Annotated in this window: 12 protein-coding genes and 1 pseudogene; 6 read left to right on the plus strand and 7 right to left on the minus strand. The window is 67.4% G+C overall.

What is annotated here, in order from left to right:
• Positions 1 to 19: 19 nt before the first annotated feature.
• Positions 20 to 706 carry a GntR family transcriptional regulator gene (locus tag TL10_RS22680; protein ID WP_043391259.1) on the plus strand — a complete coding sequence of 229 codons (687 nt, stop codon included), beginning with the start codon at positions 20 to 22 and terminating at the stop codon, positions 704 to 706.
• Here TL10_RS22680 and TL10_RS22685 read toward each other — a convergent pair.
• The gene (locus tag TL10_RS22685; RefSeq protein WP_043391893.1) at positions 703 to 1,146 is read right to left on the minus strand and encodes an SRPBCC family protein; all 444 of its coding nucleotides are present in this window, start codon (positions 1,144 to 1,146) and stop codon (positions 703 to 705) included. The two genes, TL10_RS22680 and TL10_RS22685, sit on opposite strands and share 4 nt — an antisense overlap.
• A 110-nt stretch (positions 1,147 to 1,256) precedes the next feature.
• Positions 1,257 to 1,688: an acyl-CoA thioesterase gene (locus tag TL10_RS22690; RefSeq protein WP_043987461.1), complete on the minus strand. Its 432-nt coding sequence runs from the start codon at positions 1,686 to 1,688 to the stop codon at positions 1,257 to 1,259.
• 26 nt (positions 1,689 to 1,714) lie between these two features.
• On the opposite strand from TL10_RS22690, the gene TL10_RS22695 reads away from it, so the two are divergent.
• Positions 1,715 to 2,803, plus strand: a complete 1,089-nt coding sequence (locus TL10_RS22695) for an alcohol dehydrogenase catalytic domain-containing protein (protein ID WP_043987463.1) — start codon at positions 1,715 to 1,717, stop codon at positions 2,801 to 2,803.
• 65 nt (positions 2,804 to 2,868) lie between these two features.
• On the opposite strand, the gene TL10_RS22700 is transcribed toward TL10_RS22695, so the two are convergent.
• The gene (locus tag TL10_RS22700) at positions 2,869 to 4,665 is read right to left on the minus strand and encodes an acyl-CoA dehydrogenase (protein ID WP_043987465.1); all 1,797 of its coding nucleotides are present in this window, start codon (positions 4,663 to 4,665) and stop codon (positions 2,869 to 2,871) included.
• Between the two features lie 35 nt (positions 4,666 to 4,700).
• Positions 4,701 to 5,369, minus strand: a complete 669-nt coding sequence (locus tag TL10_RS22705) for a TetR/AcrR family transcriptional regulator (RefSeq protein WP_043391269.1) — start codon at positions 5,367 to 5,369, stop codon at positions 4,701 to 4,703.
• A 149-nt stretch (positions 5,370 to 5,518) separates the two neighbouring features.
• Here TL10_RS22705 and TL10_RS31765 point away from each other — a divergent pair.
• The 3 genes and pseudogenes from TL10_RS31765 to pntB all read left to right on the plus strand — a co-directional run.
• Positions 5,519 to 5,635: pseudogene (locus tag TL10_RS31765) on the plus strand (CAP domain-containing protein); the annotation flags it as partial.
• A 251-nt stretch (positions 5,636 to 5,886) separates the two neighbouring features.
• Positions 5,887 to 7,413: a Re/Si-specific NAD(P)(+) transhydrogenase subunit alpha gene (locus TL10_RS22710; protein WP_043391272.1), complete on the plus strand. Its 1,527-nt coding sequence runs from the start codon at positions 5,887 to 5,889 to the stop codon at positions 7,411 to 7,413.
• Between the two features lie 35 nt (positions 7,414 to 7,448).
• Positions 7,449 to 8,879 carry a Re/Si-specific NAD(P)(+) transhydrogenase subunit beta gene (gene pntB, locus TL10_RS22715; RefSeq protein WP_043987466.1) on the plus strand — a complete coding sequence of 477 codons (1,431 nt, stop codon included), beginning with the start codon at positions 7,449 to 7,451 and terminating at the stop codon, positions 8,877 to 8,879.
• Between the two features lie 135 nt (positions 8,880 to 9,014).
• Here the strand turns inward: pntB and TL10_RS22720 are convergent, their stop codons facing one another.
• The 3 genes from TL10_RS22720 to TL10_RS22730 all read right to left on the minus strand — a co-directional run bounded on the left by TL10_RS22720 (position 9,015) and on the right by TL10_RS22730 (position 11,859).
• Positions 9,015 to 9,911 carry an alpha/beta fold hydrolase gene (locus tag TL10_RS22720; RefSeq protein ID WP_043391277.1) on the minus strand — a complete coding sequence of 299 codons (897 nt, stop codon included), beginning with the start codon at positions 9,909 to 9,911 and terminating at the stop codon, positions 9,015 to 9,017.
• 117 nt (positions 9,912 to 10,028) lie between these two features.
• Complete coding sequence (locus TL10_RS22725) at positions 10,029 to 11,216, minus strand: sensor histidine kinase (protein WP_043391280.1); 1,188 nt, start codon at positions 11,214 to 11,216, stop codon at positions 10,029 to 10,031.
• 1 nt (position 11,217) lies between these two features.
• A complete protein-coding gene (locus tag TL10_RS22730; RefSeq protein WP_043391282.1) occupies positions 11,218 to 11,859 on the minus strand; it encodes a response regulator in 642 nt (213 codons plus the stop codon).
• 206 nt (positions 11,860 to 12,065) lie between these two features.
• On the opposite strand from TL10_RS22730, the gene TL10_RS22735 reads away from it, so the two are divergent.
• A complete protein-coding gene (locus TL10_RS22735; RefSeq protein WP_043391284.1) occupies positions 12,066 to 12,296 on the plus strand; it encodes a hypothetical protein in 231 nt (76 codons plus the stop codon).
• Positions 12,297 to 12,417: the final 121 nt, after the last annotated feature.

Genomic DNA, 12,417 nt, shown 5'->3' on the forward strand with positions numbered 1-12,417 from the left:
GCCCACCCGAAGGAATGCCGTGAACGTCTCGGCGAAACCGCTACCCGGCCTGCGCCGGCGCGAACAGCTGTCCGACGAGGTGGCGGCCCATCTCCGAACGGCCATCATGTCGGGCACCCTGCGGCCGGGCACCTTCGTCCGACTGGACGAGACCGCCGCCGCACTCGGCGTGAGCATCACGCCGGTCCGCGAGGCACTGCGCACCCTGCGCGGTGAGGGCATGGTCCAGCTCGAGCCCAACCGTGGCCACGTGGTGTCCGCGTTCACCCGTGACGACATCGCCGACATCTTCTGGTTGCAGGCCACCATCGCCACCGAGATCGCCGCGAACGCGGCCCGGCGGATCACCGAACCAGGCATCGCCGAACTCGACCGGCTCACCGACGAACTGGCCGCTGCCGTCGCGGCGGGCGACATCGACGCGATCGCCCAGGCGGAGTTCCTGTTCCACAAGGAGTTCAACCGCGCCGCCGGCCGGACCAAGCTGGCGTGGTTCCTGCTGCACGCGGCCCGGTACCTGCCGGTCCGTATCTACGCCACCGATCCGCAGTGGGGTGCCGCGACAGTTGCCAATCACCGCGAATTGGTTGCGGCCTTGCGGGACAAGAACATCGACGAGGTGGTGCGGCAGACCCGCCGCCAGTTCGACGACGCCGCCGAGCGGTTGACCGGACGTCTGGACGAGCTCGGGTTGTGGCCGGGCTAGTTGGCGGCGAGCTGCTCGGCGCGCGTCTTCAGGTTGCCGGCCAGGTGGTCCAGTGCGTCGCCCACGACCTTCTTGATCATCATCGCCGGGATACCCGGCATGTCGACCTCGACGTCCATGTCGACGGTCAGCAGGGCGCTCGCCCCGAGGTCGACCACGGAGAACAGCTGCTCCTGCTTGGAGAACAGGTTGCCCTGCTGCATGACGGTCTGAATCTGGCCGTCACCCGGGTAGTAGACGGCCTGGATGTAGGAGCCGTCCATCCCCTGAATCTTGGTGTCCAGACGGAGCTGGCTGGGCCGGCCGTCGTCGTAGCGGTGCAGGATCCAGCAGCCGGTGACCTCTTCGTTCCACTGCGGGTAGGCCTCGAAGTCGGCGACGATCCCCAGGATCTGCGCTGCGGGTGCGGAGACCTCGACGGTCTTGCTCACGATCGGCATGGGCCAGAGCATATCGAGGCCACTGTTCCGTTGCTCCCGCGCGTGTAGCCGTTGACCCTGAACTGCGGGCGCAAGTCCCTCGGGCGCACTTCTGCGCCCTCAGTACAGAGTCAACTGACGACGGCGGTCTCCAGCAGCTCCCGGATGGGCGCCGGAATGGGAACCGGACGACGGGTGTCGCGGTCGACGTAGACGTGAACCCAGCTGCCGACCGCGGCAGGTGTGCCGTCGCCGTCCGCCCACAACCCGGTTCGGTAGGTGACGCTGCTGTTGCCCAGCCGGCTCACCGCGAGCCCGACCACCAGCTGCGACGGGAACTTCAGCTCGGCGAAGTAGCGGCAGCTCGATTCGGCGACCACCCCGAGCCACGGTGCGGCCACCGGGTCGACGTCGCGCGTGGTGTTGATCCACGCGTTGATCGCGGTGTCGAACAGCTCGTAGTAGACCGCGTTGTTGAGGTGGCCGAACATGTCGTTGTCGGTCCACCGGGTCTGCACGGGCCAGTGCACCGGAAAGTCTGCGGTGGTCAGTGCCTGCTCCATGGCGGCCAGTCTGTCAGGCTGGGGCCATGAAGATTCGCGGTGCCGTACTCGAGGAGATCGGGCGGCCCCGCCCGTACGCCGATTCGCGGCCGCTCACCGTCAGTGAACTGGATCTGGCCGCGCCGGGCGACGGCGAGGTGCTGGTCCGCATCGAGGCCGCCGGGCTGTGTCATTCCGATCTGTCGGTGGTGGACGGCAACCGGGTCCGACCGGTTCCCATGCTGCTCGGCCACGAGGCTGCCGGCATCGTCGAACAGGTCGGCGGCACTTCTGATTTGGCCGTCGGCCAACGGGTGGTCATGACGTTCCTGCCGCGCTGCGGGGCGTGCCGGTCCTGCGCGACGAACGGCCTGGCACCCTGCATCCCGGGTAGCGCCGCCAACGGCGCGGGCACGCTGCTCGGCGGCGCGACGCGGTTATCCCGAAGCGGCACAACGGTTCTGCACCACCTCGGAGTGTCCGCCTTCGCGACGTACGCGGTGGTGGACCGCCGATCGGTGGTACCGGTAGACGCTGACGTCCCTCCGGTCGTCGCATCGCTGCTCGGCTGCGCGGTGCTGACGGGCGGCGGCGCGGTGCTCAACGCCGGACAACCGAAACCGGGTCAGACGGTGGCCATCGTGGGCATGGGCGGGGTCGGGATGGCCGCGATGCTCACCGCGCTGGCGCACGACGACGTCCGGGTCGTCGCGGTGGACAGGTTGCCCGACAAGCTCGATCAGGCCCGCGCACTCGGCGCGCACGACGCCGTCACCGACCCCGGCGACCTCAAGGCCGACGTGGTGATCGAGGCCGCCGGCCATCCCGCGGCGCTCGAAACCGCGATCGGCATGACCGCGCCCGGCGGCAAGACCATCACCGTCGGGCTGCCACACCCCGATGCGCGAATCACGGTGTCACCGCTGGCATTGGTCGCGGACGGCCGCTCGCTGATCGGCAGCTACCTCGGGTCGGCCGTGCCGGCGCGGGACATCCCGCGCTTCGTCGACCTGTGGCGGTCCGGACGGCTGCCGGTCGAGAAGCTGGTGTCCGACACCATCACCCTCGACGACATCAACACCGGCATGGACGCCCTCGCCTCGGGCCACGCGGTGCGGCAGATCGTTGAGTTCTAGTCGCCGAACGTGAAGTAGATCGCGTGATTTCGCCGAATCTTCGCAATCTAGTTCACGTTCGAAGGCTAGAACCAGCCGTCCCGCATCTCCAGCGTCGTCCGGTCCAGCGACTCCAGCAGGTCCAATTGCGGTGCGGTCTTGGGCAATTCGAACCGGAAGAAGTACCGGGCGGCCTGCCGCTTACCGTCGTAGAAGTCGCCGTCCTTGCCCGCGGCTGCCACGAACTGTTCCAGCCACAACCACGCCACCACGATGTGCCCGAACGCTTCCAGGTAGACGTGGCTGTTGGCCATCACCGCAGGAATGTCGCCCGAGCCGAACATGCCGGTGGTGACGGCGACGAGCCGCTGCCAGGACGCATCCAGCGCGGCCGCCAGTTCGGCGCCATCGCCGCCCAGTTCGTTCGCCGCCCGGACCGTCTCCGAGATGACCTGTCCCAGCGCTGCCAGGCTGGCTCCGCCGCGCTGAGTCACCTTGCGGCCCAACAGGTCCAGGCTCTGGATGCCGTTGGTGCCCTCATGGATCGGGTTCAGCCGGTTGTCCCGGTAATGCTGCTCGACGTCATATTCGCGGGTGTAGCCGTACCCGCCGTGCACCTGGATCGCCAGGTTGTTGGCCTCCAGGCACCACTGCGAGGGCCAGCTCTTGCCGATCGGGGTCAGGATGTCGATCAACAGACCGGCCGCGTCGGCTTCGGCGTCCGACTCCGCGCTGTGCTGCACGTCCACCAGCCGTGCGCAGTACAGGCCCAGCGCCAGCCCGCCTTCGACATACGCCTTCTGCGCCAACAACATTCGCCTGACGTCGGGATGCTCGACGATGGGCACCTGCGGCGTCGTCGGGTCCTTGACGTCCAGCGGGCGGCCCTGCGGCCGCTCCCGCGCGTACTGCACCGACTTGAGGTAGCCCGTGTAGCCCAGCGCCACCGCACCCATGCCGACGGCCAGCCGGGCCTCGTTCATCATCTGGAACATGTAGACGATGCCGCGGTGCGGCTCGCCCACCAGGTAACCGACCGCGCCGTTCTCGCCGCCCGGATTGAATTGCGTGTCACCGAAATTCAGCACGGTGTTGGTGACGCCGCGCTGCCCCATCTTGTGGTTCAGGCCCGCGATGGCGACGTCGTTGCGCTCGCCGATCGACCCGTCGGCGTTCACCAGGTACTTGGGCACGATGAACAGCGAGATGCCCTTGGTGCCGGGAGGTCCGCCGGGAAGCTTGGCCAGCACCAGGTTGACGATGTTGTCGGTGATCTCGTGCTCGGCGCCCGAAATCCACATCTTGGATCCGAACAGCCGGTAGGTGCCGTCGTCTTGCGGTTCGGCGCGGGTGGCCACGTCGGCCAGCGACGACCCGGCCTGGGTCTCCGAGAGCGCCATGGTGCCCGAAAAGCGGCCGGCCAGCATGGGTTTGACGTAGGTCTCGATCTGCTCGGGCGTACCGAACTTGGTCAGCAGATTGGCGTTGGCGATGGTCAGCATCAGGTAGCCCGACGTCGACACGTTGGCGGCGGCGATCCAGGCGAACGCCGCCTGTGCGACGACCGCCGGCAGTTGCGCCCCGCCGACCGACTCTTCCATCGACATGCCGATCAGGTCGGCCGCGACGAACGCGTCCCAGGCCTCCTTGACCTCCGGGACCATGGTGACGGTCTGCCCGTCGAAGGTGGGCTCGTTGGCGTCACTCTTCTTGTTGTGCGGCGCGAAGTAGCGTTCGGCCAGCTGCTCGCTGAGGTCCAGGACCCCGTCGAAGGTCTCGCGCGAATGGTCGGCGAATCGTTTGCGACCGGTCAGCTCGTCGACCTTGAGCCACTCGTACAGCAGGAAGTCGAGGTCCCGTCGGGACAGCAGCAGAGATTTCATCGGACCTCAGTCACCTCTCGATTGCGCGGTCAGTCCTATGCTCCGCCACCGAGGGGGTCCTCGGCGCGGATCTTCTCGTCGCGGATCAGGCCACGCAGCAGTGCGGTGCTGAACTCGACGGCGATTTCGGAGGCCGAGCGCCGGCCGTGGGGCCGCAGCCACCGGTAGGCGCCGAGCGTCATCCCGATGTAGCCGAGCGCCAGCACATGCGAGTCGCAGTCGCTGAATTCACCACTGGCGATACCGCGGTCGATGACGTCGCGGACGTGTTCATAGACCGTGGTCTCGGCCTGGCGGATGTAGGCGACCTGTTCCTCGGTGAACCATTCGGTGATGTACGGCCCCTCCTGGAAGTACACCGCCGCGCGTTCCAGGTCAGTGGCGATGCCGGTGAGCAGCCGCCGGGTGAAGTTGAAGATGGTCTCCCGCGCCGAGGCCGTCGGGTCGTCGTGCAGGGCGTCGACGGTGAAGTCGGCGGTCGCCTTGTAGATGTCCCAGAGGATCAACGACTTGCTGGCGTAGTAGTGGTAGACCGTCGCCTTGTTCAGCCCGACCGCGTCGGCCACGTCGTCCATGCGTGTCCCGTGGTAGCCGCGGGCCGCGAATAGCTTGGCGGCCACCGCCAGCAACTCCTCGCGCCGCGACGAGCCGTTTGAGGCGGCCGATCCCGTCGCAGAACCCTTTGCCGACGACTCTGTGGACATATCAGCTCAACTCTATGCAGCCGGGCGCGCGGCCCGGGACCCAATCAACTGGTTGGCCAGTCTATGCCGTGGCATCTCGACAGCCGATCTGCCACTCGCAGGCGGGCCCCAGCAGCTAAACTCCGCAGTAACAAGCATGTCGGCTGGAGGTACTGATGGATCCGAGTCCGGATTACGACGCGAGCGACGAGGTCGAGTACTTCTTCAACTGGGTCCCGTGGGGCATTCGCGGCGTATACCCGCCCCCGGCGTACCCCCCGGTGTAGACGTACAACCAGTTTCACCCAACCGGCCGGTGTCAGACGCACGTCGTCCCACCGGCCGAATTTTGCGTACCCGAACCCCCGTCGGTGACGTAGCCATATCCAGGCAATGCCGGCAGTGAGCTTTTGGTGGACTTATGAGCGACTGCTAATTTATAAGCGATTGCTAACTCGTACAGGGGGGTAAGAGCACCATCCAGACGTGGATGGGGGAGACTCTTGCAAGCAAACCAACACAGATCGGATCGAATTCGATGATCATCGGGATTCCCCGCGAGTCTCTGGCTGGTGAGACGCGGGTTGCCGCCACTCCTGCAACTGTCGGCCAGCTGATCAAGCTCGGCTATTCGGTAGTGGTCGAGTCCGGCGCTGGCAACTTGTCCAGTTTCGCCGACGCCGCCTATGTAGAGGCCGGGGCCGACATCGGCTCCCCCTGGGCCGCCGACATCGTGCTGAAGGTCAACGCCCCCGACGACGGCGAGATCGCCGCGGTCAAGGACGGCGCCACCCTCGTGTCGCTGATCTCCCCCGGTTTGAAGCCGGAACTGGTCGAGAAACTGGCAACGCGCCCGATCACCGTCCTGGCCATGGACGCGGTGCCGCGCATCTCGCGCGCCCAGTCCCTCGACGTGCTGTCGTCGATGGCCAACATCGCCGGCTACCGCGCCGTCGTCGAAGCCGCCCACGCATTCGGCCGGTTCTTCACCGGCCAGGTCACCGCCGCCGGCAAGGTCCCGCCGGCCAAGGTCCTGGTCGTCGGCGCCGGTGTCGCCGGCCTGGCCGCGATCGGTGCCGCCGGTTCGCTCGGTGCGGTCGTGCGCGCCACCGACCCCCGTCCCGAGGTGGCCGACCAGGTCGCCTCCCTCGGCGGTGAATACGTCTCGGTCGACCCCAACGCCGGCGAAGTCTCCGCCACCGGCTACGCCAAAGAAATGGGCGACGACTACAAAGCCCGCGAAGCCGAGCTCTACGCACAACTCGCCCAAGATGTCGACATCATCATCACCACCGCGCTGATCCCGGGCCGTCCCGCGCCGCGGATCATCACCGCGGACATGGTGGCCTCGATGAAGGCCGGCTCGGTGATCGTCGACATGGCCGCAGCCAACGGCGGCAACGTCGAAGGCACCGTCAAGGACCAGTCCGTCGTCACCGACAACGGCGTGACGATCATCGGCTACACCGACCTGGCCGGCCGCCTGCCTGCGCAGGCCTCGCAGCTGTACGGCACCAACCTGGTCAACCTGCTCAAGCTGCTCACCCCGGAGAAGGACGGCCAGGTCGTCCTGGACTTCGACGACGTGGTGCAGCGCGGCGTGACCGTCGTGCGCGACGGCGAGATCACCTGGCCCCCGCCGCCGGTGCAGGTCTCCGCCGCCCCCGCCCAAGCCGCGGCCGCTGCCGCGCCGGTGGTGTCCAAGGTCAAGGAGCCGATGTCGACGCAGCGTCGCCTCGGTGTGACGTTCGGCGCCGCAGCCGTGCTCTTTGCCCTGATCGCCGCGTCGCCGGCCGCCCTGCAGGTCCACCTGACGGTGTTCGCGCTGGCGATCGTGATCGGCTACTACGTGATCGGGCACGTGCACCACGCCCTGCACACCCCGCTGATGTCGGTGACCAACGCGATCTCCGGAATCATCGTGGTCGGCGCGCTGCTGCAGATCGGGCATCACAACACCCCGATCACCGCCCTGGCCGGCGTCGCGATTCTGCTCGCCAGCATCAACGTCTTCGGTGGCTTCGCGGTGACCCGCCGCATGCTGGCCATGTTCTCCCGCAGCTAGAGCCTGCGAACCTCAGAGACCTTTGGAACGGATTCATGTTCAACGCAGAAACCATCACCAACGTGGCGAACGCGGCCTACGTCGTCGCTGCCCTGTTGTTCATCCTCGCTCTGGCCGGGCTCTCCAAGCACGAGACCTCCAAGGCCGGTAACGCCTTCGGTATGGCCGGCATGGGGGTGGCACTGATCGCCACCATCGTCCTGGCCATCAACAACAAGATCGAGCCGCTGGGCCTGGCGCTGCTGGTCGGCGCCATGGCCGTCGGTGCGGCCATCGGTCTGTGGCGCGCCCGCGTCGTCGAGATGACCGGCATGCCCGAACTGATCGCGCTGCTGCACAGCTTTGTCGGTCTGGCTGCCGTGCTCGTCGGCTGGAGCGGCTACCTGCACGCCGAGTTCGACCCGAACAGCCAGGGCGCCCTCGAGCTCGCCAAGGAAGGCATGCTCGGCATCCACTCCGCCGAGGTGTTCATCGGCGTGTTCATCGGTGCGGTGACCTTCACCGGTTCGATCGTCGCCAACCTGAAGCTGTCGGCCAAGATCAGCTCCTCCCCGCTGATGCTGCCGGGCAAGAACTTCCTCAACGTCGGCTCGCTGGTGCTGTTCGTCGCGCTGACCGTCTGGTTCGTCATCTCCCCGAACCTGTGGCTGCTGGTCGGCGTCACCGCCCTGGCCCTGCTGCTGGGCTGGCACCTGGTCGCCTCCATCGGCGGCGGCGACATGCCCGTCGTGGTCTCGATGCTCAACAGCTACTCCGGTTGGGCTGCCGCGGCGTCGGGCTTCCTGCTGTCCAACGACCTGCTGATCATCACCGGCGCGCTCGTCGGCTCCTCCGGCGCCTACCTGTCCTACATCATGTGCAAGGCCATGAACCGGTCGTTCATCTCCGTCATCGCCGGTGGCTTCGGCATCGAAGCCGGCCCGGCCGAGGACAAGGACTACGGCGAGCACCGCGAGATCACCGCCGAAGGCGCCGCCGAGCTGCTGGGCTCCGCCGACTCGGTCATCATCACGCCGGGCTACGGCATGGCTGTGGCCCAGGCCCAGTACGGCGTCGCCGACCTGACCCGCAAGCTGCGCGAAAAGGGCGTCAACGTCCGCTTCGGTATCCACCCCGTCGCCGGCCGCCTGCCCGGTCACATGAACGTGCTGCTGGCCGAGGCCAAGGTGCCCTACGACATCGTGCTCGAGATGGACGAGATCAACGACGACTTCGACGACACCGCCGTCGTGCTCGTCATCGGCGCCAACGACACCGTCAACCCGGCCGCGTCCGAGGACCCGAGCAGCCCGATCGCCGGCATGCCGGTGCTCACGGTGTGGAACGCCGAGAACGTCATCGTGTTCAAGCGCTCCATGGCCTCGGGCTACGCGGGCGTGCAGAACCCGCTGTTCTTCCGCGACAACACCCAGATGCTCTTCGGCGACGCACGCGACCGCGTCAACGACATCCTGGCTGCGCTGTAATTCCCAACGCAGAAACCCCCAATTCCCTAGGGATTTGGGGGTTTCTGCGTCTGACAAACTTTCTCCTCGCGAACAGACACAAAACTGTCGTTTTGGCCCGCTAGATGACAGTTTTGCGTCTGCTCGCGGGGATCTTCAGCGCACGAAATCACCGATCGCGGCGAGGAATTGGTCGGGCTTCTCCACCATGGGGCTGTGCCCCGAGCCTGCGATCAGGTGCGGCGGCAGGCCGGCGGCGGTGTAGCGCGCGACGTTCGACGCCGTCGGGGTCAGGACATCCTTGTCGCCCCACAGCACCAGCACCGGTTTCCCCAGCCCCTTGAGCGTCTCCACGACGGGACGTCCGGCTTCCTTGGAGTCGCAGACGCCCGCGTAGTTCAGCTGCTTCAACGAACGGTACGCCAGCGGCGGAACGGGGTAGTCGGCGGCGAACCCGGTCTGCAGCGAGCTTTCACTGATCGCGTCGACGCCGCGGAAGCGATCCAGCGCGGGCCCGATGACCGGCCAGCACAGCATCCTGCCGAGCAACGGCATCGCGACCAGATCCTCCGCGGCCGGGGTATCCGAAACCGCCACGCGCTCAACCATTTCCGGGTACTTGGTGGCGAACTCGGCGGCCACCTTGCCGCCCATCGAATGTCCGACGAGCTCGGCATGCCGGACACCCATCGCCTCGAGCGCCCGGTGCACGGCTTCGGCCTGACCGTCGGCGTGATACGGCGCGGGATCGGTCGGGGCCTCGGAGCCACCATGGCCGACGAGGTCGATGGCAATCACCCGCTGATGCGCGGCCAGGGCCGGCGCGACCTTCTCCCACCACTCGATGGAGGCCGAATAGCCATGCAGCAGAACGATTGCCCGGTCACCTGGTGGCCCGTACTCGCGGACGTTCAGGTCGGGGCCATCGAGCTTGAGGACATGACCGCCGGCGAACGGTTCCGCCGCCCGGCTGGTGTGCTCCACGACCACCATGTTCACGACCAACGCCACCACCGCCGCGACCAGCAGGCCAACCAGAATGCGTAGCTTCATGGCGCGACGCTACCGCCCGGAGCCCGCTTCGAGCGACCTGGTTTTCCCTGCCGAGCAGACGTAAAACTGTCGTTGTAGGGGGCCAAACCGACAGTTTTATGTCTGCTCGCGAGAGGACTACTCGCGCTCGGGCGGTGACGTCACCGTCACGCGGGTGCCGCCGTCGGCCGCCGAGTCGACGAGCATCGAGCCACCCATCGCGTCCAAGCGGGCCAGCAGCGAGCCCAGGCCGATGTGGCCGTCGGCCACGTACTGGGCGACCACCGCCGCGTCGAACCCGACGCCGTCGTCGGCGATGGTCAGGACGATCCGATTGCCGATGGGGCCCAGCCGCACCGACACCGTCGTGGCCTGCGCATGCTTGCCGATATTGGTCAGCAGCTCGCGGGCCGCCCGGTACAGCAGCTGCTGCGAATCGGGCTTGCCCACCTCCTCGAGGTCGGCCCGCACCACCAGGTGGGTACGAGACTCGAACTGCCGCACCAGTTCCCGCACCGCCGGGGTCAGGCCGAGCTGCGCGAGCACCTGCGGATGCAGCTCGGTGACCGTCGAGCGCAGCGCCGCTGCAGTGTCTTCCAACGCTGCGTAGACCGCATCGAGTTCCGGCCCGGGGGTCCGTTCCCGAACCTCGTCGAGCTGCAGACGGGCTGCCAGCAGCGTCTGCAACGGGCCGTCGTGTAGCCCTTCGGCGACTTCCCGGTTGTGCCGTTCGTCGGACTGCATGGCCTCGGACACCAGCTGGCGACGCACCTCCTGCAGGGCCTGCACGTTTTCCTGGCGCCGTACCAGCACGAAACACAACACCGTGGTGGCCACCGCCAGCCAGACCAGGAACCCGAAGTGGGTGTAGACCATGTTCGGCAGGCCCATGCGGTCGTCGTGCTTGGAGTAGAAGATCCACACCGACAGATAGCCGGCGGCCGTCAACGTGCCGATGGCCGCGGTCATCAATGGCTGATCCTGGAACGCCACCGAGATCGGCAATAGGAAGAAGACCGGCAGCAGGGCCGCCGTCGCACCGCCCGACACCAGGCACAGCGCCAGGATGACCAGCAGGTCGATGCCGGTGGACGCCCAATCCGCCCAGCGTGGCACCGGCCCGCGCAGCACCGCCACCAGCCAGATCACCGCGGCGATGGCGTACAGCCCCAGGATCACCGCGTACAGCACGGGCAGCCAGTGGTCGACCTCCCAGATCCACACCAGGACGCCGATCAGCGCGATCAGCGGAAGCCGCAGCCCGGCCGAAATCCGCACCGGTTCGGCAGCCAGGTACTCGCCGATCCGGCTGAGTGTCGGGCTCACGTCAGTCCAGCAGCTTGCGACGCATCGCCTCGGCCACGGCTGCGCCGCGGTCCCCGACCCCGAGCTTCTCGTAGAGCCGCTGCACGTGGGTCTTGACGGTCGACGGCGCCAGGAACAGCTCCTTGGCCATGGTCGGGATGCTCGCGCCCTTGGCGATCAGCTGCAGCACCTCGCGTTCGCGCGGGCTGAGCACCGGGGCGTCCGGCTCGGCGCGCCGGCGGATCTCGCCGGCCAGCCCCGCGGCGAGGCTGGGTGCGACGACGTCGCGGCCCTTCGCGCATTCGAGGATCGCGTTGACGAGCTCGCTGCGCGTCGACTCCTTCGGCAGAAAGCCCGCCGCGCCTTCCTGCAAGGCTCGGTACACGATCTCCGCCTCGTCGTGGGCGGAGAGCAGGAGCACCCGGGTCGGCAGGCCGTCGCGCAGCACCGCCGCGGCCACCTCGGCGCCGTCCATGCCAGGCATGCGGTAGTCCAGCAGAGCGACCTGGGGTTTGTGGGTCCGGATCGCCTCCAGCGCGGAGGTCCCGTCGTCCGCTTCGGCGAGTACCTCGATGGCGCCACTCGCCGTCAGCGCGCGGACGACGCCGTCGCGAAACATCGGGTGGTCGTCCCCCACCACAACGCGAACCCGTTCGTCGGTCATGCCGTCAGCGTCGCACGGCGGCCAGCGAAAAAGTAACAAGATCGCCAATTGGCGGCCGGGTGTCCCCCGATCAGGGGACACCCGAATCCACCGGCGGACCAGCCGATCACCGGACAGACATCAGACCCCCAACCCGGCACTCTTGAGTCATCACCGGAACACACCGGAGCAAGACATCAAAAGCTAACTGACACAGGAGAATTCAAATGAGCATCACCGTCCGCACCTTCGGTTTCTCGATCATCGCCGCCGGCGTCCTGGGTGGCTCGGCACTCGGCCTGGCCGGCGCCGCGGGCGCCACCACCCTCGGACCCGACGTCCGCCCGCCACACATCGTCGCGACCCCGTCGGTCATCGCGCCGCCGGCGGGGACGCCGCTGCCCGGTGCCATCTGGCACCGCGGCGTCTACCGGGTGGCCGCTTTGCAGGGCCGCTGACCGGACCCATACCCGGATTCCCTCCCCGAAGTCGTCGCGGGGAGGGAATCCGCTGTTGCCTGGGCCGGGCGTCACGCCGCCGACCCACTGTCACATGTCTAACCAGGTGGCATATCGTGGC

The sequence above is a fragment of the Mycolicibacterium llatzerense genome, assembly GCF_000878195.1.
Classification (GTDB): domain Bacteria; phylum Actinomycetota; class Actinomycetes; order Mycobacteriales; family Mycobacteriaceae; genus Mycobacterium; species Mycobacterium llatzerense.